Below are 20,152 nucleotides of genomic sequence, written 5' to 3' on the forward strand. Positions count from 1 at the left end.
AGAGACAGGGAATCACGATCCGCGAATAATGCAACGGTTCCGCAAGGGGAGAAGGCTAGAAAAGCGCCCCGCCCTCCACGCTCACGAACTGCGCCCGTCCCTCCAGCGCCGCGAACAGACTGCGCTCGGTGCCGGTCATGAAGGCCTGCAACTGCAAGGCCTCGATCTCGTCGAATAGGGCCGCCCGGCGCACCTCGTCGAGGTGGGCCGGGGCCTCGTCCAGCAGCAGGACGGGCTGCGCCTTCTGGCCGAATTCAGGATCGGCCAGCCGCCCGACCTGGGCCAGGATCAGGTTCAGCACCAGGGCTTTCTGCTCGCCCGAAGACCCCTCGGCGGCGGGCCGGTTCTTCTCGCGGTGCAGGGCCGTCAGGTCCGAGCGATGCGGCCCGAACAGCGAGCGTCCGGCGGCGGCGTCGCGCCCCCGCGCCCGCACAAAGCCCTCGCCCAGCATCCCGACGATGTCGGCCTCGTCCGCCCCCGCCGCCGCCATCGCCTCGGCCTCGCCGGTCAGGCCCAGGTCGGCCTGGGGAAAGGGCCGGTCTCCGCGCGCGTCGATGCCGGCTTGCAGCGCCGTCAGGGCCCGCGTCCGCGCCGTCGCCGCCCGCGCCCCGGCCTCGGACAGCCGCGCCTCCAGCGCATCCAGCCACAGGGGATCGGCGGGCTTCCCTTCCGCCCCGTCGGTCAGCAGCCGCAACCGCTCCCTCAACGCTTTTTCATAGGCCGAAACCGTCGCCGCATGATCAGGGTCAGCCGCGAACACCAGCCGGTCGAAGAACCGCAGCCGCGCCGCCCGCGCATCGGAAAACAGCCGATCCTGCTCGGGCGTGGCCCAGACCGGGCGCAGATGGTCCAGCAGCCGCCCCGGCGGGGCCGTCTCGCCGTCGATGCGGACGATGCGCCTTGCCGCCCCCGGCGTCTGCACCCCGGTGCCCAGACGCACCTCTTCGCCCTCTTCATCCAGCGTCACCATGACGGCCCAGGCCCGCCCCACGGCCTCGCCCGGCTCGCGCCGCCCCATCTCCTGCGCCGTCGCCCCGCGCAAACCCTTGCCGGGCGTCAGCAGACTGATGGCCTCCAGCAGATTGGTCTTGCCCGCCCCGTTCGGCCCGTGCAGCACCACGGCCCCGCCGGAAACCGGCAGGCTGGCGCTCGCATAGGAACGGAAGTCGGTGAGGGCGAGGGAGGTGATCATGCGTGGGTCGGCAGATACACCGATTTGGAAGCTAAACGCCCCCTAAGAAACCCGCTCACCCCGGCGGACGCCGGGGTCCAGTGAGAGCCAGACACGCCGCGCTTGCAGCCAAAGGACTGGATCCCGGCGTCCGCCGGGATGAGCGGCGGATTTGGTTCAGCCAACACCTTCAAAGCAATGTCGGAAGCAGATCGTCCCAACCCGGATTCATCCGCTCGATCAGGTCGAGCTTCCATGCCCGCCGCCATTCCTTGATCTGGCGCTCACGGCGAAAAGCCTCGTCGCGCGTGCCGTGGAGCTCATACCAGACTAGGCGCGAAACCCCATACTTGGCGGTGAAGCCGCCACGCAGCTTCTCGCGATGCTCGACGACCCGCTTCAGCAGGTCGTCGGTCGATCCGGTATAGAGGACGCCGTTGCGACGACCGGCCAGGATGTAGGTGTAGAAATACATCCAACCTCCCGGCCCGGCGCTCACTTTTTCTGCGGGGCTTAGACCCGCAGCGGCATCAACACGTACTGCACGCCCGGATCAGCCGGATCGAGCACCAGGGTCGGCGACGCGGGATCGGCGAATTTGAAGTGGGCGGTCTCGCCGGTGATCTGGCCGGCGACGTCCAGCAGGTAGCGGGCGTTGAAGCCGATCTCGAACGGCTCTTCGGAATAGCCGATCTCGACCTCTTCCTCGGCCTGGCCGGCTTCCATGTTGCGCACGGTCAGCTTCACCCGGTCGTTGTCAAAGGCCAGCTTCACCGAGCGGCTTTTTTCCGCCGAGATGGTGGCGACGCGGTCCACGGCCTTGGCGAACAGGGCGTTGTCGATGTCGGCCTGCTTGTCGTTGCCCTTGGGAATGACGCGCAGATAGTCAGGGAAGGCGCCGTCGATGACCTTGGAGGTCAGGCTGGCCTGGCCGAACTCGAAGCGGATCTTCTGGGCCGAGACCTGGACCTCGACCGGGCCGTTTCCGTCGTCCAGCAGGCGGCGGACCTGATCAATGGTCTTGCGCGGCACGATGACGCCGGGACCGCCCGCCGCGCCTTCCGGCGCCGGGGTCTCGGCCAGGGCCAGACGGTGGCCGTCGGTGGCCACGGCGCGCAGCAGCGGCACCCCGCCCTCGGCCACCGTGTGCAGATAGAGGCCGTTCAGATAATAGCGGGTCTCTTCGGTCGAGACGGCGAAGCGGGTCTTGTCGATCAGACGCGCCAGGTCTTCCTTGGGCAGGGAATAGCGGGCGCCCGTGGATTCCGTCGACATGATCGGGAAGTCGCCGGCCGGCAGGACCGGCAGGTTGAACTTGGACCGGCCCGCCGAGATCACCAGACGCGGATCGTCGCCCGAATAGGTCAGCGAGACCTCGGCGCCGTCCGGCAGCTTCTTGACGATTTCGTACAGGGTGTGGGCCGAGGCCGTGATCTGGCCCTCGACGTTCACCTGGGCCTCGGCCTCGTCCACCATCTCCATGTCGAGATCGGTGGCGGCGAAGGCCAGCCGGTCGCGTCCGGCGCTCAACAGCACGTTCGACAGGATCGGAATGGTGTTGCGGCGCTCGACCACGCTCTGAACGTGCCCGAGGGCTTTCAGGAGCGCGGAACGTTCGATGGTCAGCTGCATGTGGTCTCGCCCGGGCCGCGACGCCTTCATCAGCGTCGCCGTAAGGATGGTCGGGAACACTAGCGCATTGAGCGGCGGGGGCAACGGGGGGCCGACATCCGACGACGTCTGCCCCCGCTATCCACAGGCTAACCGTGGACGAAACCTTATCCGCGCAGCTTGCGGGTAAGGGCTTCCACATCCCGCGCGATCTGCTCTTCCTTCGGCATCAGTTCTTCGATCTTGCGCACGCCGTGCAGGACGGTCGTGTGATCGCGCCCGCCGAAGCGACGGCCGATGTCGGGATAGGACCGGGTCGTATGCTGCTTGCACAGGTACATGGCGATCTGGCGCGGGCGGGCGATGGCGCGGGTGCGGCGCTCGCTCAGCAGATCGGCCTGCTTCAGGTTGAAGTGATCGGCGACCGTCTTCTGGATCTCATCCACGGTGATGCGGCGCTCGGGTCCGCCGCGCAGGGCGACGCCCAGCAGGCTCTGCGCCTCTTCCACGCCCAGGGTCGACAGGCGGGCGCCGGCGACGGCGGCCAGGGTGTTCACGGCGCCTTCCAGCTCACGCATCGAGCCCGGCGTGCGGTCCACCAGATGTTCCAGCACGTCGGTGCGGGCCTGGCCCGAGACCACGCCCAGCTTGGCCAGGGCGTTCAGACGCGACTGGGCTACGGCGATCTTCAGATTGCGGTCGGCGGCTTCGACCGGGCAGGTCAGGCCGGCGGCCAGGTGGCTGCGCAGACGCGGCTCGACGTCGGTCAGGGCGGTCGGCGCGCGGTCGGCCGACAGGACGATGCGTTTGCCGTCCTCGATCAGCGAGGTCAGGGTGTTGAGCAGTTCTTCCTGGGTGCTCGTCTTGCCGCCGACGAACTGGACGTCGTCCAGCAGCAGCATGTCGGCCGAGCGCAGGCTCTCCTTGAAGGCCGCGGTCGAGCGGTCCTGCATGGCGCGCACGAAGGTCGAGAGGAAGCGCTCGGCGGTCAGATAGACCACCTTGGCGTCCGGGCGCAGACGCTGCGCCTCCCAGGCGATGGCGTTCAACAGGTGGGTCTTGCCGTAGCCGTAGGGGCCGCAGAAGAAGACCGGGTTGAAGTGGCCGTCAGCCCAACTGGCCACCTGCTTGGCGATGGCGAAGGCGAAGGCGTTGCCCTGGCCTTCGACGAAGCTGTCGAACGTCAGGCGCTCTTGCAGGCCGGCGGCGCGCACGGCGCGGGCGCCGTCGGTCGAGGGGGCGAAGGCGGAGGCGCTGATGGCCGAGGCCGGAACCGAAGGCGCGACCACGCCGCCGACCGAGGCCAGGCGCGGGGCCTCGCCGGCGGGGAAGGCGGTGGCCGGGGCGGGCGAGCCAACCTCGGCGCGGCAACGGACATCCAGACGGCGCGACAGGCCGTCCAGGCCCAGCCACAGCTCGTTCATGCGACGCAGGGCGTTCTTGCGCACCCAGTCCCGCGCATAGGCGGTCGGCGTCACCAGGATCAGATTGCCCGAAGCATCCAGCCGCACGGCCGACGGCGCGATGTAGCTGCTGAACGGCCCGTCGCCGATCTCGGTCTTCAGGCGGCCCGCCGCCTCAGTCCAGATACGGTCCGGATCCGTCATGCCCGTCATCGCGCCCCCCAAATTCGTCAAAACACACCCGCCAAGAGTTAGAACCACCGAACCAACACACAACGAAGGCGACCGCCGGGACGACTTCTCCGGTCCCGAAAAGCCGAGGCTTCGCAGGTGGGGTCATACTCACGGACAGACGTCTCCCGCCGGCGGAAACCATTGATTTCCCCCGTCTTCATCCAGATTGGGATGGAAGTGCGTTACAGGCCAAAACTTACCCGCCGCACGCCGGAGATCAACGCTGATTCGAGTCGAGATTCGCACTTAAATTGTTTGACTCCGGCAAACCTCGGCAGTGCTTGGGAAAACGGCTATTTCGCCCCAATTCCGAACGCCGGATTCTGTCGGAGACTTAACGCCAGACAGCAAGACGGCGAGGGAGCTTGCGCTTCCTCGCCGTTGAAATCGCTAGATTTTCTTGCGACAACCCTGTTACGGGTCATCCGAACGCCTCAGATGACGTCGTTTGACAAGGGCGTGAAAGCCCGTCCGCGACGCCGTCTAAATCAGGCGGCCGACAGCTTCTTCAGCTGGGCGGCCAGGCGCGAAACCTTGCGCGAGCCGGTGTTCTTGTGAACCACGCCCTTGGACACGGCGCGCATCAGTTCCGACTGAGCCGTGATGAAGGCGGCCTTGGCGGCGGCGGCGTCGCCGCCCGTCAGGGCTTCCTGGAACTTACGCAGGTAAGTACGGACGCGGGTGCGGCGGGCCTTGTTTACTTCGGTCCGCGCTTCGATCTTGCGGATCGCCTTGCGGGCGCCTGCATTGTTGGCCATCGGGTAAAACCTTCGAACGAAAACGCCGCGAACCCACGTCCACGGCGAGGAAATCTCAAGAGCGGGCGGCTATAGCGGAAAGGCTCCGGCCGGTCAACGCGACCCGGCCGGAATTGAATCACAGCCTGGGTTTCAGCGCCCCGTGAAGACGGGTTTGCGCTTCTCGACGAAGGCGGCCATCCCCTCCTTCTGATCCTCGAAGGCGAACAGGGAGTGGAACAGGCGGCGCTCGAACACCACACCTTGCGTCAGGGTGGTCTCGAAGGCGGCGCTGACCAGCTCCTTGTTGGCCATGACCGCCAGGATCGACTGGCCGGCGATCTTGGCCGCCGCCGCGCGGGCCTCGTCCAGCAGGGCGTCAGACGCCACCACGCGCGAGACCAGGCCGGCCCGCTCGGCCTCGGCGGCGTCCATCATCCGCCCGGTCAGGCACATGTCCATCGCCTTGGCCTTACCCACGGCGCGGGTCAGGCGCTGCGAACCGCCGATGCCGGGGGCCACGCCCAGGTTGATCTCGGGCTGACCGAACTTGGCCGTCTCCGAGGCGATGATGAAGTCGCACAGCATGGCCAGTTCGCAGCCGCCGCCCAGGGCATAGCCCGACACCGCCGCGATGATCGGCTTGCGGAAGCCAGCCACCCGGTCATGGGCGCGGGCGAAGAAGTTGCCGCGGTACATGTCGGCATAGGCCTGGTCCGCCATCTCCTTGATGTCGGCGCCGGCGGCGAAGGCCTTGACCGAGCCGGTCAGGACGATGCAGCGCACGCTGTCATCGTCGGCCACGCTCTCCAGGAAGTCGCCCAGCTCGCTCGTCAGGGTGGTGTTCAGCGCGTTCAGCGCCTCCGGCCGGTTCAGGGTGACGACCGCATAGCCGTCCGCGTGGCGTTCGATCAGCAGGGTGGAATAGGCGTCGGCCATCAGGCGCTCCTCTATATCGTTCGCGGCAGGTCTAGCGCCTCAGCCCGCCCACTGGAACACCCGCGCCCTAACCCTTCTGACAGACGGGACAGAAGAAGGTCGAACGCCCGCCCTGGACCACCCGCGCCACCACGCCGGAACAGCCCTCGGTCCGGCAGGGCTCGCCCTCGCGGCCATAGACGTCGAAGCGATGCTGGAAATAGCCCTGCCCGCCCTCGACATTGGCGAAGTCCTTCAGCGTCGAGCCGCCCGCCGTGATGGCGTCGGCCAGGACATTCCTCACCTCGGTCGCCAGCCGCTCCAGCCGGGGGCGGCTGACCTTGCCCGCCGGCGTCAGCGGCGAGATGCGGGCCCGGTACAGGGCCTCGCAGACATAGATATTGCCCAGCCCCGCCACATTCCTCTGGTCCAGCAGGCTGACCTTGATGTTCTGCGCCTTGCCGGCGAAGACCTCGGCCAGATGGGCGGCGGAAAAGCCGTTGCCCAGGGGCTCCGGCCCCAGCCCCGCAAACCAGGCGTGCCCCTCGACTGCTTCCGTCGGGATCAGCCCCATGAAGCCGAAACGCCGCGCGTCTGCATAGCCCAGCCGCGTCAGCACCCCGCCCCGCTCGGCGGTCAGGCTCATGTGCTCGTGCTTGCCCGCGACCGGCGCGTCCGTCTCGAACACCCCCGGCGCCACGCCCTCCAGGGTGAACCGCCCGGTCATGCCCAGATGCGTCACCCAGGTCTCGCCGGTCGACAGCGGAAACAGCAGATACTTGGCGCGCCGATCCAGCCGCAGCACCGTCGCCCCGTCCAGCCGCTCGACGAAGCGCTCAGGAAAGGGAAAGCGCAGGTCCGGCCGGTTCTGACGCGCCGCCGTCAACCGCGCCCCCTCCAGCACCGGCTCCAGACCCCGCCGCACGGTTTCAACTTCAGGCAATTCAGGCATGACGAACATCTAGCCCCTCTCCCCTTGCGGGAGAAGGAAGATGACGGCGCGCCTTCAATCCTCCGCCCCCCGTTGTCACAGCGCCGCTTTCCGGCTTACCTCCGGCGCGACACACGGAAAGAGCCCCGCATGACAGACAGTCCTCCCAGCACCGGCAAACGCATCGAGCTGACCATCCGCGCCCTGATCCTGGGCTGCTTGCTGGCGGCGGTGTTTACGGCGGCCAACACCTATCTGGGCCTGAAGGTCGGCCTGACCTTCGCCTCGGCCATTCCGGCGGCGGTCATCTCCATGGCCCTGCTGCGCGCCTTCAAAGGCTCGACCATCTGGGAGAACATGACGGTCCAAACCGTCGCCTCGGTCGGCGGCGCCATGAGCTCGATCATCTTCGTCCTGCCCGGCCTGGTCATGATCGGCTGGTGGATGAACTTCCCCTTCTGGGAGTCGGTGATGATCTGCATCCTCGGCGGCGTCCTGGGGGTGACCTTCTCCATCCCGCTGCGCCGGACCCTGGTGGTTCAGGGCGGTCTTCCCTACCCCGAGGGCGTCGCCGCCGCCGAGGTTCTGAAGGTCGGCTCGCCCGGCGCTGATGAATCCGAAAGCGCCGTGCGCGAGAACCGCTCGGGTCTGGTCGTCGTGGTCGGCAGCGCCATCGCCTCGGCCTTCTTCGCCTTCCTGGCATCGGCCCGCGTCTTCGCCGCCGAAACCACCGCCTTCCTGCGCTTGCCCGCCGCCCTCGGCGGTGGCGCCACGGGCGTCGGCTTCTCGATGCAGTTCGCGCTTCTGGGCGCCGGCCACCTGATCGGTCTGGCCGTCGGCCTGACCCAGCTGTTCGGCCTGGTCCTGGCCTGGCTGATCTTCGTCCCCATCCTGACCTCGCCCGAGTTCGTGGCCTGGGCTGCTGCCCACGGCGTGCCCTCCATCGCCGCCTCGCTTCCGGCCGGCGCCCCGGCCGAGGAACTGGCCATGACGGTCTGGGCCAAGGAAGTCCGCTTCATCGGCGCCGGCGTCATCGGCGTCGCCGCCCTGTGGACCCTGTTCAAGCTGGCCAAGCCCCTGGTCGCCGGTCTCGTCTCGGCCCTGGCCGCGCAGAGCAAGCGCGCCCACGGCGAGGTTCTGGACCGCACCGAGCAGGACATCCCGATCAAGATCGTCGGCCTGCTGTCCGTCGCCGCCCTGGTCGGCATCGGCGTCCTGCTGGCCCTGTTCACCCAGGGCACGACCCTGGCCGCCTCGGCCCCCATCCTGGTCATCGGCGGGCTGATCTATGTCGTGGTCATCGGCTTCGCCGTGGCCGCCATCTGCGGCTACATGGCCGGCCTGATCGGCTCGTCCAACAGCCCGGTTTCGGGCGTCGGCATCCTGGCCATCGTCATCGCCTCCCTGCTGATGCTGGCTGTCATGGCCATCGCCAAGGTGCCGGCGGACCCGTCGATCATCGCCTTCGCCCTGATCGTCACCTCCATCGTCTTCGCCGTCGCCGTCATCTCCAACGACAACCTGCAGGACCTGAAGACCGGCCAGCTGGTCGAGGCCACCCCGTGGCGTCAGCAGACGGCCCTGCTGGTCGGCGTCGTCGCCGGCGCCCTGGTCATCCCCTTCGTTCTGGACATGATGAACCAGGCCTTCGGCTTCGAAGGCGGACCGCCCGCCATCGTCGAAGGCGCCCAGACCCTGGCCGCGCCGCAGGCCACCCTGATCTCGGCCCTGGCCAAGGGCGTCATCAGCGGCGAGCTGCGCTGGGACCTGATCGGTATCGGCGCCCTGGTCGGCGTCGGCGTCATCATCCTCGACATCGTCCTGCGCGGCGCGACCAAGGACAAGGTCAAGCTGCCGCCGCTGGCCGCCGGCATCGGCGTCTATCTGCCGGCCGCCGTCACCACCATGCTGGTCGTCGGCGCCGTCTGCGGCTGGGTCTATGACAGGTGGATCTCCACGACCCGCTTCGCCGACGTCGGCCGTCGCATGGGCGTGCTGCTCGCCTCGGGCCTGATCGTGGGCGAGAGCCTGTTCGGCGTCTTCACCGCCGCCGTCATCGTCAGCACGAAGAACGAAGCGCCGTTCGCGCTTCTGCCCAAGGACACGATGTGGCCGGCCATGCTGGCGGGCGTCGTCGTCTTCGCCGCCCTGACCTTCGCTCTCTACTCGTGGATCCGCAGCCGCTCGGCCAAGGTCTAAAACCTCTAAAGCGCGGAGGCGAAGGCCTCCGCCGCCCTACTGGGCCGCCGTTCGCGGTGGCGCAGCAGATGAAACGGCCGCTCGGGCAGATCGAGCGGCAGACGAACCAGCCGCCCCGCCTCGATCAGAGGCTGGGCGGCCAGTTCCGAAATCGCCGTCACCAGCCCCCCCGCCGCCACCGCCGACAGGATGGCCTCGTTGGACGGCAGGGTCAGAACCGCCCGCAAGCTGCCCGCGACGCCGCGCGGCAAGGCCGCCTCGAACTCGCTCCGCGTACCCGACCCCTCTTCCCGCAAGACCCAGTCCAGCGCCTTCAGCTCCGCCGCCGACAGAGCCTCGCCCCGCCCTGCCAGCCCATGCCCCGGCGCCGCCACCACCACCAGCCGGTCGGCGTCGATGCGCACCTTCTCGACCCGCCCCGCCTCGAACGCCCCTTCGATTAGCCCCAGCTCCGCCTCCCCCGCCAGCACCGCCTCGATCACCCGATGCGTGTTGCCGATCTCCAGATGCAGCTGGATCTCGGGATGAGCTCGCGCAAAGGCCGCCATGCGCGGCGGCAGCCAGTAGGCGGCGATGGTCTGGCTGGCGAACAGCCGCACCGAACCCCGCTTCAGCCCCGCCAGGTCGTCGAGCACCCGCTCCGCCGCCTCGGCCTGAGCCAGAACGGCGCGGGCCTCGGGCAAGAAGGCCGCGCCCGCCGCGTTCAGCGCCAGCCCGCGACCCACGCGGTCGAACAGCTGGGTCCCATGCCGCCCCTCCAGCGCCGCCACCGCCGCGCTGACCGCCGACTGGGTCAGGTTCAGCGCCTCGGCCGCCCGCGTCATGTGCAGACGCTCGGCCACGGCGACAAAGATACGGAGCTGTTCCAGCGTCATGGCCAATCAATCGCTTTTATCGATTGTTAAATCCAGAACTATCCGTTGGATCGATCAGAAACCGGAGCAGATGATGCGGCGTCATGACGACCGCCCATCCTTCCGCCCACCCCCCCTCCAGCCTGATCGGCCCGCTGCACGGCCTCGCACGCCTCTTGCCCGGCGTTCTGCTGAGCGCCGGGGTCGGCGCCGTCGCCTTCGCCCTGCAACTGATCGAGACTGCGCTGTTCGGCCACCCCTGGGTCGAGGGCCTGGTCATCGCCATCCTGATGGGCGCGGGCGTCCGGCTGTTCTGGACCCCGTCGAATGTCTGGATGCCCGGCGTCCAGTTCAGCGCCAAGACCCTGCTTGAGGTCGCCGTCGCCCTGCTGGGCGCGACCGTGTCGGGCGCCGCCGTCATGGCGCTCGGTCCTGTCCTCCTGCTGGCCATCGTCGGCGTCGTCGTTCTGGCCATCGTCGGCGGCTACGCCCTGGGCCGGGCCTTCGGCCTGCCGCCCGCCATGGCCCTGCTGGTGGCCTGCGGCAACGCCATCTGCGGCAACTCGGCCATCGCCGCCGTCGCCCCGGTCATCGAGGCCGAGGGCGAGGATGTGGCCGCCGCCATCGGCTTCACCGCCGTCCTGGGCATCGCCGTGGTCCTGCTGGTCCCGGTCGTCGGCGCCCTGATGGGCTTCAACGCCACCCGCGTCGGCGTCCTGGCCGGCTTGACCGTTTATGCCGTGCCCCAGGTCCTGGCCGCCGCCGCCCCCGCTGGGCTTCTGGCCGTCCAGACCGGGGCCGTGGTCAAGCTGGTCCGCGTCCTGATGCTGGGCCCAATCTGCCTGGTCTTGGGTCTGCTGCGGTCCGGCAAGGTGGAAGGCGCGAAGGGCCCCAAACTGCACCACATGGCTCCCTGGTTCATCGTCGTCTTCCTGATCCTGATGGGTCTGCGCTCGGCCGGCCTGATCCCCGAGGTCGTCCTGCCCCCCCTGCAAGCCGCCGTCACCGCCATGACCCTCATCGCCATGGCAGGGCTGGGTCTGATGGTCGATCCGCGCGCCGTGGTCCGGGCCGGGCCGCGCGTGGCCGCCGTGGCGGCGCTTTCAGCCCTGCTGATCGGGGGCCTTGCGCTGGCGACCATCGTGCTCATTTTACCCGCCTGACGCACAATCGAACCGCCCCGCTGGTCTTTCCGACGATAGGGCTGTAAGAGGCGCCGCTTCCTTCCTGCTTTCCGCATCTTGCAGCGGCCCGGACTTCCGTGGCCGAACACAGTCCGCCCGAGCCCGAAATGAACCTTCGTAACGTCGCTATCATCGCCCACGTCGACCATGGCAAGACCACCATGGTTGACCAGCTGCTGGCTCAGTCTGGCGTCTTCCGAGCCAACGAGGCGACGACCGAGCGCGCGATGGACTCCGGCGATCAGGAAAAAGAACGCGGCATCACTATCCTGGCCAAGTGCACCTCGGTCCTTTGGAACGGCAAGGCCGGCGAAACCCGCATCAACATCATCGACACCCCCGGCCACGCCGACTTCGGCGGTGAAGTCGAGCGCATCCTGGGCATGGTGGACGGCTGCGTCATCCTGGTGGACGCCGAAGAGGGCGTCATGCCCCAGACCAAGTTCGTGCTGACCAAGGCGCTGAAGATGGGCCTGCGTCCCATCCTCTGCATCAACAAGGTCGACCGCGCCCACGCCGATCCCGACCGCGTTCACAACGAAACCTTCGACCTGTTCGCCGCCATCGGCGCGACGGACGAGCAACTGGACTTCCCGCACATCTACGCCTCGGGCCGTTCGGGCTGGGCCACGCTGGACCTGAACGTCCCCAGCGACAACCTGCACCCCCTGTTCGACCTGATCGTCGACCACGTCCCGGCGCCCAAGGTTCAGGAAAACCGCGACAAGCCGTTCCAGATGCTGAACGTCCTGATCGAAAGCGACCCCTTCCTGGGCCGTCTGCTGACCGGCCGCATCCAGAGCGGCAAGGCCGTTCCCGGCATGGCCATCCACGCCCTGGACCGTGACGGCAAGGAAATCGAGCGCGGCCGCATCACCAAGGTTCTGGCCTTCCGCGGGCTGAAGCGTCAGGCCCTGGACGAGGGTTCGGAAGCAGGCGACATCGTCGCCATCGCCGGCATGTCCAAGGCCACCGTGGCCGACACCCTGTGCGCCATGGAAGTCATGGACGCCCTGCCGGCCCAGCCGATCGATCCCCCGACCATCTCGATGACCGTCTCGGTCAACGACAGCCCCCTGGCCGGTCGCGAAGGCGACAAGGTCCAGTCGCGCGTCATCCGTGACCGCCTGCTGAAAGAAGCAGAAGCCAACGTCGCCATCCGCGTCACCACCACCGAAGGCGGCGACGCCTACGAAGTGGCCGGCCGTGGCGAACTGCAGCTGGGCGTTCTGATCGAGAACATGCGTCGCGAAGGCTTCGAGGTCTCGATCTCGCGTCCCCGCGTGGTCTTCCAGACCGGCCCGAACGGCGAGAAGATGGAACCGATCGAAGACGTCATGATCGACGTCGACGACGAGTTCTCGGGCATCGTCATCGAGAAGCTGTCGGCCCGTAAGGCTGAAATGACCGACATGGGCCCGTCGGGCGCCGGCAAGACCCGCATCCAGCTGAAATGCCCGTCGCGTTCGCTGATCGGCTATCAGGGCGAGTTCCTGACCGACACGCGCGGCTCGGGCGTGCTGAACCGCGTCTTCTCGCACTACGAGCCGCACAAGGGCGCCATCGAGGGTCGCCTGAAGGGCGTGCTGATCTCGAACTCGGACGGTGAAACCGCCGCCTTCGCCCTCTGGAACCTGGAAGACCGCGGCGTCATGTTCGTCGGCGCCGGCGAAAAGACCTATCAGGGCATGATCATCGGCGAGAACAGCCGTTGGGACGACCTGGACGTCAACCCGATCAAGGGCAAGCAGCTGACCAACGTCCGCGCCTCGGGCAAGGACGAGTCGGTTCGCCTGACCCCGCCGCGCCAGATGTCGCTGGAACAGGCCATCGCCTACATCGAAGAAGACGAACTGGTCGAAGTGACGCCCAAGTCGATCCGTCTGCGCAAGGCCGTCCTGAACCCGTCCTTCCGCAAGAAGCGCGTCCGCCCCGACTGAGGCTGACGACAACCGAAATGAAGAAGGCGGTCCGCAAGGGCCGCCTTTCTTTTTTGGGGCATATTGCTTGGGCCTATCGCCCTTCGGGCTACTTGGGGCCGCTAGCTCCCCCTCTCCCGATGGGAGAGGGAAATAAGACGCCCTACTTCCTCAACCCCAGCAGGCCCAGCCAGCCGCCGCTGGTCAGCAGGGCCACGTCCAGCAGCGCCAGGGCCAGCGGGGTGCTGGTCGAGGCGGCGATGAACTTGGGTCGCCACGCCGGGCCGAACTTGCCCTTGTAGGCGCGCAGGCCCTGGAAGCCGTAGACCGCCCCGCCCTCCTCGAACACCAGGGCGCCGACGCGGGCGAAGACCGGGGCCAGACGCCGGTCCTCCAAACCCGACAGGGGCGCCATGCCCAGATCAAGGCGGCGGAAGCCCTCGGCCCGCGCCCACTGCGCCGTGCGGGTGAACAGATAGTCCATCACCCCGTGCGGCCCGTCCGGCGTATGGCGCATCAGGTCGATCATGACCTCCTCGCCGCGCGCCCCGACCAGCAGGTTGGCGAAGGCGACGATCTGGCCGTCATGACGCGCCACGGCGACGGGCGAGCGGTTCAGATAGTCGATGTCGAACCGCCCGAGTGAGAAGGCCTTCTCGGACCCGTTGTGATGGTCCAGCCAGGCGTCGGACACCGCCCTCAGTTCCGTCTCCAGCGACCGCGCGGCTCCGGCGGGCAGGACCTCGAAGGTCGTGCCTTCGCGTTCGGCGCGGTTCACGGCGGTGCGCAGGTTCTGCTTGCCCTTGCCCTCGGTCGAGAAGTGCTCGGCGTCGATCACCGCCGCCTCGCCCACCTTGCGCACGGCCAGGCCCAGGGTCGCCAGATCCGCCAGCATGCCCTCGCCGACCGAATAGAAGACCGGCGCCCCGCCATAGCTGTCGGCCAGTTCGGCGAAGGCCCACAGCAGTTCCAGCCGCTCCGCCTTCAGACCCGCCGCCTCCCCCATGGCGATCCAGCGTCGCCCCCGCACGCGATAGGCGATGAAGCTGCGTCCCGAGGGGCTGAACAGCAGGGCCTTGTCGCCCAGCAGGGCCAGATTGGCCTCCGGCGTCGCCGTATCGGCTTCGGCCAGGGCGACGCGGGCGCGTTCGATGTCCGCCGGCCCCGCCGGGCCGTGACTGCGGGCGCCCGGCGCCGTCAGCAGCGACCGCACCGCCACGACCAGGGTCAGGATCGCCAGCACCGCACCGGCGCGCAGGAAGCCAGAGGCCTGCTTGTCCGTCAGGAAGGTCCACCACAGCTCGTCGGTATAGGCGGTGTCGCGATAGGCGAAAAAGCCCAGCCACAGCATGGCGACGACCGCCGCGGCCAACATCAGCAGCCAGCCCGGCCGCAACGGCTCGCCCAGCCTCGAGCGCCGGTTGAAAGCCGCCCGACAGGGCAGCAGCAGGGCCGCCGCCAGGGTCAACTCGGCCGCCTCCTCCCAGTCCAGCCCCTTCAGCAGAGAAAAGACCGCCCCCAGCATCAGGCCGAACAGGGCGGCGTAGTAGGCCCCGCGCCGACGCCGCCACAGACCCGCCGACACCAGCAGCAGCAGGAAGCCGGTCACGCTGGCCGCGAAATGCGACAGGTCGATCAACAGGGGCGCCGTCACCTGGCCCAGGACCTGCAACCGTCCGCTGAAGGCCGGCGTCACCGCCGACAACAGCATGATCGCGCCCAGGATGAAGGAAGCCACGGCGAAGATCTGCGGCGTCAGCTCATAGACCAGCCCGCCCAGACGCTGAACCAGCCGCCTTGCTCCGCCCTGCCGTTTCGTTGTCGTCATTCGTCCTCTCGGGGCCTGCGCCTCACATAAAGCAGGAATCGGCCGTTTGCGGCGCTGAAAAGGTCATTTCTAGGCGCATGAAACAATCTGAAATGCAGCGAGTTCACTATTTCGCGAGCGCCAGACTCGCTCAAACGGAGAGACCTCATGATCCGCAAGACCGCCCTGCTGACCGGCATCGCCGGCGCCTTCCTCTTCGCCGCCCCTGTGCTCGCACAAGACGCCACGACGCCGCAGACGCCCGAACCGGCTCCCGCTGAGGCGCCTGCGGCTCAACCCCAAAGCCTGACCCTGACGCCCGGCGCCACGGTCAAGAGCGCCGATGGTTCCGAGCTCGGCAAGCTGGTCGGCGCCCAGAACGGCGCCTCGGGTCAGGAACTGACCGTGCGCGGCGCTGACGGTTCGGTCCGTCCTGTGCCGGTGGCCGGCATCCGTCAGGACGGCGCCGACATCGTCGTCAACGCCAGCCTGTCCGACTTCCAGGCTGCAGCCCCGGTCGCCGGTGAAGCGCCTGCCGCCACGCCGCCTGTCGACGCCACGGACGCGCCTGCTGAGCCGACCGACTCCGCCGAGCCGGCGGCGGCTGACGAACCTGCCGCCTGATTTTCAGAGCCGGTATGAATAAAGGGGCGGCCCGTCGGGCCGCCCCTTTTGTCGTTGGGCTTTCGGTATGTCCGATCAGCCCCGCTTCTTCACCAGTCCCAGCAGGAACAGCAGCAAAACGGCGCCGATGGTGGCGACGATGATGCCGACGATCCAGCTGCCCGAGGCGTCGATCCCCAGCAGGTTATTGGCCAGGAAGCCGCCGAGCAGGGCGCCGATGACACCCACGATCAGATTGGTCAGCAGGCCATGGCTGCGCTTCATGATCTTTTCCGCCAACCATCCGGCGATGATGCCGATGATGATCCAGGCGATGAATCCAAAGCCGCTCATTCAGTCCCTCCCATGAAAAATGGCGTGATGCCTCGACCGTAATGCGCCGCGCCCGCCTGGGTTGCCTCCCAGGGTCAGAAGCTTCGCCGTTCGCGTCCGAGGGGAAATCGGCACGGCCTTTGCGGCGAACAGCCTGAGCCGTGCCGATCCGGTACAGCACAGACCGTCAGAGGGAGGGGCCGTCATGGCCACCGATATCGATCTTCACCTGGGTCGTCGCCTGCGTCGTCGTCGTCGTCTTCTGGGCCTGACCCAGCAGCAACTGGCCGTTCAGGTCGGGGTTCGCTTCCAGCAGGTTCAAAAATACGAGTGCGGCGCCAACCGCATCTCGGCGGCCCGCCTGTGGGAGTTGGCCGAGGCCCTGTCGACCCCGATCAGCTACTTCTACGACGGCCTCGAAGAAGCGCGTGAGCGTCCCGCCGCTGCAACCGAGATCGAAGCCTTCGCCCGAGACGAAGCCGCCTGACGTCATCTCGCTCTGCCCCCCTCGCCCCCTGAGGGCGGGCGGTGTATCTGCTCGGCATGACCGAGTTGGAAGCCTTCGCCGTCGAACTGTCGCAAGAAGCCGCGCGCACGGCCCTGCCCTATTTCCGTGGCGACAACGCCGAAGAGAACAAGGCCGGGCCCGGCGCCTTCGATCCCGTCACCGAGGCCGACCGCGCGTCCGAAGCCGCCATCCGCCGCCTGATCGCCGCCCGCTATCCGCATCACGGCGTGATCGGCGAAGAATACGGCGAGGACCGCCCGGACGCCGACCACGTCTGGGTCTTGGACCCCATCGACGGCACCCGCGCCTTCATCGCCGGCCTGCCGCTGTGGACCACCCTGATCGCTCTGCGCCATGAAGGCGCGCCGCTGATCGGCGCCATCGGCCAGCCCTATCTGGACGAGATCTTCCTGGGCGGTCCCTCCGGCGCCCGCCTGCTGCGCGGCGGCGCCGAGACGCCGCTCAAAACCCGCCCCTGCCCGCTCCTGTCGGACGCCCTGATCGCCACCACCGACCCTGACATCTTCGTCGGCGCCGACCGCGAGGCCTGGACGCGGCTGCGCGCCTCGGCCCGCCTGGCGCGTCTGGGCTGCGACGCCTACGCCTACGCCATGGTGGCGGCGGGCCGCATCGACCTGGTGGCCGAAACCGAACTGAAGGTCTGGGACTGGTCGGCGCTGAAGCCGGTGATCGAAGCCGCCGGCGGCCAGGTCACAGGCTGGACCGGCCAGACGCCCGACGGCGACGGACGCATCCTGGCCGTCGGCGACGCGGCCCTGACCCACCAGGCCCTGACCGTCCTCAACGCCTGAAGCGGGAGCGGCTATCCGAGTTTGGGCGGGGTCGCACCCAAACCGAATTCGCTCTAGCCGTCGCCCCGGGCCGGCGCGGCGGTCGCGGCCTGCCCCTCGGCCGGGGCGACATAGCCGGCCAGGGCGTCGAATTCATCCAGGAAGACGCCGCGCAACGGGTCCGCCTCCATGATGACCTCGTGCAGCGACCCCGGCACCTCGACATAGCGGCCTCGGCCCAGGCGACGCGCCGCCCAGCGGTTGGTCTGTTTCCAGACCTTGTCGTCGTCGGACGCCTGAACCACGCAGACCGGAATCTTGACCGCCTTCAGCGCGCGCGGCTTCAGCGACCGCTCGCCCGCGTCCAGGGCGAAGGCCAGCCAGCCCCAGGTCGGGCCGCCGATGGCCAAGTGCGGGCAGGCGTAGAGCTGCTGACGCCACAGGTCGTAACGGTTGCGGTCCGAGGTCAGGGCGTCTTTCTCGAAGGTGTGGTCGAACGGGTCGTCGGGGTTGTCCAGCACATAGTCGCCCGCCTTGCCGTGACGCAGGTTCCAGCGCACCGCCAGCTTGACCGACCACATCGACCGCTTGCCGGTCTTGATGCGCAGCATGGGGCTGGACAACAGGGCGCCGGCGAAGCGGTCCTCGCCCGCCTCCAGCGACAGCAGGTTCAAGGCCCCGCCCATGGAGTGGCCGACCATGATCCAGGGCTTGGGCGCCCGGGCCTCATAGGCGTCCAGCAGACGGGCGTAGTCGTCGAGGAACTCCTCGACGGCGCGGGCATGGCCGCGCAGCCGGTCGGGCAGCAAGCGCGCCGACAGACCCTGGCCGCGCCAGTCGTGGGCCAGGACGCAGAACCCGCGCGCCAGGAAGTTGCCGATGACCTCGAAATACTTCTCGATCGGTTCGGTGCGGCCGGGGCTCAGCACCACCGTCCCGCGCGGCGTCTTGGCCACCATGGCCGACGGCGTCCACAGGGCCGCGCGCAGGCGAAGCCCGCCCGCGCCGCGGAACCAGTCGCCTTCTCCGCCGGGAGGCGAAGCGGCGCCGGGAACCCCCATCAGGGGCGCATGGGCGGCGAAGGCGGTGGCGCGGTTCACTCGGGCTTCCTGAACTTCAAGGTCATGCGATCGCTCTCGCCGATCGCGTCGTATTTGGTGCGATCGAACTCGGGATTGGCCGGCTGGCCCATGGGCGCCGTCAGGCGGATGGGCGCCAGGGTGTCGGCCCCGAAGGGATGGTCCTTGGTGTCCGCCGGGTTGGCGTTGATCTCGGACGCCTCGACGAAGACGAAACCGGCCTCGGCGGCCAGCTGCTTGACGAAGGCCTCCTGCACATAGCCGTTGGCCGCCGCCGGATCCTGATCCTCATCGGGTTGGAGCCGGTGCTGCTCGACGCCGAGCACGCCGCCGGGGCGCAGGGCGGCGAAGGCGTCGGAAAAGGCCTTCTCGGCGATGCCCGCCGCCATCCAGGCGTGGATGTAGCGCATGAACAGGACCAGGTCGGCGGTCCCGGCGGGGGCCACCGGCCCCGTCGTCGGCCCGAAGGCGGTGAACTGAACGGCGCCGTACAGCTTCTTGTCGGCCAGGATACGGGCCTTCAGGGCGTTGTTGATCGCGACCTGGGCCGGTTCCGCCGCCGGCTCTTCGGCGAAGCCCGCCAGATAAAGCGTGCCGCCGCCCTTGTTCAGATAGGGCGCCAGAATCTCGACGTACCAGCCGCTGCCCGGCCAGAAGTCGACGACCGTCATCTTGGGTTGCAGACCAAAGAACCGCAGGGTCTCGACCGGATGGCGCCAGGCGTCGCGCCCCTTGTCAGCCGCCGAGCGCCACGCCCCGGCCACGGCCCATTCCAGCGATCCTTCCGGCGGCCCCGCCGGAGCGGCGGGCGCCTGGGGCGCCGCCTTCTCTTCCTTCTTGCCGCAGGCGGCCAGGCCGGCGAAGGCGGCCATGCAGGCGCCCGCCAGAACCGCGCGTCGCGTCGAACGCTCAGCCATGCGCGTCTCCCTGGGTCAGGATCATCATGGTCCTGGGCTTAGGACGCTTCTCCACCAGGGTCAAAATCGCAAACCGCATCAGTTCGCGGCCTCGGGCTTGCGGAAACGCAGGGTCATGCGGTCGCTCTCGCCGATGGCGTCAAAGGCGGCGCGCTCCTCGGCCGTCAGGGTGCGGCCGGCCCGTTCCGACGTGCGGGTCGGCGGCAGGGTCCAAACGCCGAACGGATGATCGCGGTCGTCCTTGGCGTTGGCGTTCAACTCGCTGCGCGCCTCCAGTTCGAACCCGGCGCGGCGCGCGGCGTGGATGACGTAGCTTTCAGGCACATAGCCGGTCGAGGCGACATCGGCGACGTTCAGCCCATCGACGCTGCGGTGCTGCTCCACCGCCAGGACGCCGCCCGGCTTCAGGGCCTTGAAGAAGGCCGCCAGATGCGGATCGGTCCGACCGTCGCGCGACCAGTTGTGGAAGGCGCGCGCCACCACCACCATGTCGGCGGTCCCGTCCTCGACGCCCATGCTCTCGGTCGGCTTGCTGACGGGAACGTAGCGCCCTCCCGTGGCCGCCGCATAGGGCTCCAGGATGTTGCGCCACCAGCCGGCGCGGCCGGGCTCGATCTCGACCACCGTCAGGCCGGGCTGCAAACCCCAGAAGGTCAGGGTCTCGAACGGGTGTCGCTGGCCGTCGCGGGCGCGGTCGGCCTCGGGCCGCGCGGGCGAGGCGATGGCGGCCTGAAGCGCGGCGTCTTCCTCAAGCCTGGGCATTTCCATCGACAGCCCCTGACGGTGTTGCAGGGCCGGCGGTTCCGCCGGGGCGCTTTGCGCCCATGCCGGCGAAGAAAGGGCGGGCGAGGCGAGCGCAGCCGTCACAAGGGCGGCGAGGACGAGAGGTCGCATGGGGGCTCCGGTCGGTCCTGAAGGAAACAATCTGTAACCCTTACGGCGCTTCGCGGCCT

18 protein-coding genes and 1 pseudogene are annotated in these 20,152 nt (G+C 68.4%); 6 read left to right on the forward strand and 13 right to left on the reverse strand.

Features of this window, described 5'->3' with window-relative positions; all coding sequences use genetic code 11:
• Nucleotides 1–55: 55 nt before the first annotated feature.
• From recF to mutM, 7 genes are all read right to left on the reverse strand, one after another.
• Nucleotides 56–1,192, reverse strand: a complete 1,137-nt coding sequence (gene recF, locus DXK21_RS11545; protein WP_114817928.1) for a DNA replication/repair protein RecF — start codon at nt 1,190–1,192, stop codon at nt 56–58.
• Between the two features lie 169 nt (nt 1,193–1,361).
• Nucleotides 1,362–1,646, reverse strand: a complete 285-nt coding sequence (locus DXK21_RS11550; protein ID WP_114817929.1) for a GIY-YIG nuclease family protein — start codon at nt 1,644–1,646, stop codon at nt 1,362–1,364.
• Nucleotides 1,647–1,684: 38 nt separating this feature from the next.
• The gene (gene dnaN / locus DXK21_RS11555; RefSeq protein ID WP_114817930.1) at nt 1,685–2,803 is read right to left on the reverse strand and encodes a DNA polymerase III subunit beta; all 1,119 of its coding nucleotides are present in this window, start codon (nt 2,801–2,803) and stop codon (nt 1,685–1,687) included.
• Nucleotides 2,804–2,949: 146 nt separating this feature from the next.
• Nucleotides 2,950–4,398, reverse strand: a complete 1,449-nt coding sequence (dnaA, locus tag DXK21_RS11560; protein ID WP_114817931.1) for a chromosomal replication initiator protein DnaA — start codon at nt 4,396–4,398, stop codon at nt 2,950–2,952.
• Between the two features lie 509 nt (nt 4,399–4,907).
• On the reverse strand, nt 4,908–5,177 hold the full coding sequence (gene rpsT / locus DXK21_RS11565; protein ID WP_114817932.1) for a 30S ribosomal protein S20: 270 nt from the start codon (nt 5,175–5,177) through the stop codon (nt 4,908–4,910).
• A gap of 132 nt (nt 5,178–5,309) precedes the next feature.
• The gene (locus tag DXK21_RS11570; protein WP_114817933.1) at nt 5,310–6,095 is read right to left on the reverse strand and encodes an enoyl-CoA hydratase; all 786 of its coding nucleotides are present in this window, start codon (nt 6,093–6,095) and stop codon (nt 5,310–5,312) included.
• Between the two features lie 67 nt (nt 6,096–6,162).
• Nucleotides 6,163–7,026: a bifunctional DNA-formamidopyrimidine glycosylase/DNA-(apurinic or apyrimidinic site) lyase gene (mutM, locus tag DXK21_RS11575; RefSeq protein ID WP_114817961.1), complete on the reverse strand. Its 864-nt coding sequence runs from the start codon at nt 7,024–7,026 to the stop codon at nt 6,163–6,165.
• 129 nt (nt 7,027–7,155) lie between these two features.
• On the opposite strand from mutM, the gene DXK21_RS11580 reads away from it, so the two are divergent.
• Complete coding sequence (locus DXK21_RS11580) at nt 7,156–9,204, forward strand: OPT family oligopeptide transporter (protein WP_114817934.1); 2,049 nt, start codon at nt 7,156–7,158, stop codon at nt 9,202–9,204.
• Between the two features lie 5 nt (nt 9,205–9,209).
• Here DXK21_RS11580 and DXK21_RS11585 read toward each other — a convergent pair whose 3' ends face one another.
• The gene (locus tag DXK21_RS11585) at nt 9,210–10,079 is read right to left on the reverse strand and encodes a LysR substrate-binding domain-containing protein (RefSeq protein ID WP_114817962.1); all 870 of its coding nucleotides are present in this window, start codon (nt 10,077–10,079) and stop codon (nt 9,210–9,212) included.
• 83 nt (nt 10,080–10,162) lie between these two features.
• Between DXK21_RS11585 and DXK21_RS11590 the strand changes: the two genes are divergently transcribed.
• Both DXK21_RS11590 and typA read left to right on the forward strand, forming a co-directional pair.
• On the forward strand, nt 10,163–11,221 hold the full coding sequence (locus DXK21_RS11590) for a YeiH family protein (protein ID WP_114817935.1): 1,059 nt from the start codon (nt 10,163–10,165) through the stop codon (nt 11,219–11,221).
• A gap of 128 nt (nt 11,222–11,349) precedes the next feature.
• The gene (gene typA, locus DXK21_RS11595; protein ID WP_114817936.1) at nt 11,350–13,182 is read left to right on the forward strand and encodes a translational GTPase TypA; all 1,833 of its coding nucleotides are present in this window, start codon (nt 11,350–11,352) and stop codon (nt 13,180–13,182) included.
• A 142-nt stretch (nt 13,183–13,324) separates the two neighbouring features.
• Here typA and DXK21_RS11600 read toward each other — a convergent pair whose 3' ends face one another.
• The gene (locus DXK21_RS11600) at nt 13,325–14,989 is read right to left on the reverse strand and encodes a phosphatidylglycerol lysyltransferase domain-containing protein (protein ID WP_114817937.1); all 1,665 of its coding nucleotides are present in this window, start codon (nt 14,987–14,989) and stop codon (nt 13,325–13,327) included.
• A gap of 147 nt (nt 14,990–15,136) precedes the next feature.
• Between DXK21_RS11600 and DXK21_RS11605 the strand changes: the two genes are divergently transcribed.
• Nucleotides 15,137–15,592, forward strand: a complete 456-nt coding sequence (locus DXK21_RS11605; protein ID WP_114817938.1) for a superoxide dismutase — start codon at nt 15,137–15,139, stop codon at nt 15,590–15,592.
• A 75-nt stretch (nt 15,593–15,667) separates the two neighbouring features.
• Here DXK21_RS11605 and DXK21_RS11610 read toward each other — a convergent pair whose 3' ends face one another.
• Entirely contained in the window at nt 15,668–15,925 is a 258-nt protein-coding gene (locus DXK21_RS11610; RefSeq protein WP_114817939.1) for a GlsB/YeaQ/YmgE family stress response membrane protein, read from the reverse strand.
• 184 nt (nt 15,926–16,109) lie between these two features.
• Between DXK21_RS11610 and DXK21_RS11615 the strand changes: the two are divergent.
• Nucleotides 16,110–16,382: pseudogene (locus DXK21_RS11615) on the forward strand (helix-turn-helix domain-containing protein); the annotation flags it as partial.
• Nucleotides 16,383–16,447: 65 nt separating this feature from the next.
• Nucleotides 16,448–17,224: a histidinol-phosphatase gene (gene hisN / locus DXK21_RS11620; RefSeq protein ID WP_114817963.1), complete on the forward strand. Its 777-nt coding sequence runs from the start codon at nt 16,448–16,450 to the stop codon at nt 17,222–17,224.
• Nucleotides 17,225–17,277: 53 nt separating this feature from the next.
• Here hisN and DXK21_RS11625 read toward each other — a convergent pair whose 3' ends face one another.
• From DXK21_RS11625 to DXK21_RS11635, 3 genes are all read right to left on the reverse strand, one after another.
• Nucleotides 17,278–18,303, reverse strand: coding sequence for an alpha/beta fold hydrolase (locus tag DXK21_RS11625; protein ID WP_114817941.1), 1,026 nt, complete (start codon nt 18,301–18,303; stop codon nt 17,278–17,280).
• Nucleotides 18,300–19,199, reverse strand: coding sequence for a class I SAM-dependent methyltransferase (locus DXK21_RS11630; protein ID WP_114817942.1), 900 nt, complete (start codon nt 19,197–19,199; stop codon nt 18,300–18,302). Before DXK21_RS11630 ends, DXK21_RS11625 begins: the two co-directional genes overlap by 4 nt.
• Before the next feature lie 78 nt (nt 19,200–19,277).
• Nucleotides 19,278–20,093 (reverse strand): class I SAM-dependent methyltransferase, encoded by an 816-nt coding sequence (locus DXK21_RS11635; protein WP_114817943.1) that lies wholly within the window; start codon nt 20,091–20,093, stop codon nt 19,278–19,280.
• Nucleotides 20,094–20,152: the final 59 nt, after the last annotated feature.

The organism is Brevundimonas bullata (genome assembly GCF_003350205.1).
GTDB lineage: Bacteria > Pseudomonadota > Alphaproteobacteria > Caulobacterales > Caulobacteraceae > Brevundimonas > Brevundimonas bullata.

Excerpts from the sequence above, each read along its gene's own strand:
- hisN (WP_114817963.1), top strand. The coding sequence starts at position 16,448 with ATGACCGAGTTGGAAGCCTTCGCCGTCGAACTGTCGCAAGAAGCCGCG.
- dnaA (WP_114817931.1), bottom strand. The coding sequence starts at position 4,398 with ATGACGGGCATGACGGATCCGGACCGTATCTGGACTGAGGCGGCGGGC.
- rpsT (WP_114817932.1), bottom strand. The coding sequence starts at position 5,177 with ATGGCCAACAATGCAGGCGCCCGCAAGGCGATCCGCAAGATCGAAGCG.
- DXK21_RS11600 (WP_114817937.1), bottom strand. The coding sequence starts at position 14,989 with ATGACGACAACGAAACGGCAGGGCGGAGCAAGGCGGCTGGTTCAGCGT.
- recF (WP_114817928.1), bottom strand. The coding sequence starts at position 1,192 with ATGATCACCTCCCTCGCCCTCACCGACTTCCGTTCCTATGCGAGCGCC.
- DXK21_RS11570 (WP_114817933.1), bottom strand. The coding sequence starts at position 6,095 with ATGGCCGACGCCTATTCCACCCTGCTGATCGAACGCCACGCGGACGGC.
- DXK21_RS11550 (WP_114817929.1), bottom strand. The coding sequence starts at position 1,646 with ATGTATTTCTACACCTACATCCTGGCCGGTCGTCGCAACGGCGTCCTC.
- DXK21_RS11630 (WP_114817942.1), bottom strand. The coding sequence starts at position 19,199 with ATGGCTGAGCGTTCGACGCGACGCGCGGTTCTGGCGGGCGCCTGCATG.
- DXK21_RS11580 (WP_114817934.1), top strand. The coding sequence starts at position 7,156 with ATGACAGACAGTCCTCCCAGCACCGGCAAACGCATCGAGCTGACCATC.
- mutM (WP_114817961.1), bottom strand. The coding sequence starts at position 7,026 with ATGCCTGAATTGCCTGAAGTTGAAACCGTGCGGCGGGGTCTGGAGCCG.
- DXK21_RS11605 (WP_114817938.1), top strand. The coding sequence starts at position 15,137 with ATGATCCGCAAGACCGCCCTGCTGACCGGCATCGCCGGCGCCTTCCTC.
- DXK21_RS11590 (WP_114817935.1), top strand. The coding sequence starts at position 10,163 with ATGACGACCGCCCATCCTTCCGCCCACCCCCCCTCCAGCCTGATCGGC.
- dnaN (WP_114817930.1), bottom strand. The coding sequence starts at position 2,803 with ATGCAGCTGACCATCGAACGTTCCGCGCTCCTGAAAGCCCTCGGGCAC.
- DXK21_RS11585 (WP_114817962.1), bottom strand. The coding sequence starts at position 10,079 with ATGACGCTGGAACAGCTCCGTATCTTTGTCGCCGTGGCCGAGCGTCTG.
- DXK21_RS11610 (WP_114817939.1), bottom strand. The coding sequence starts at position 15,925 with ATGAGCGGCTTTGGATTCATCGCCTGGATCATCATCGGCATCATCGCC.
- typA (WP_114817936.1), top strand. The coding sequence starts at position 11,350 with ATGAACCTTCGTAACGTCGCTATCATCGCCCACGTCGACCATGGCAAG.
- DXK21_RS11635 (WP_114817943.1), bottom strand. The coding sequence starts at position 20,093 with ATGCGACCTCTCGTCCTCGCCGCCCTTGTGACGGCTGCGCTCGCCTCG.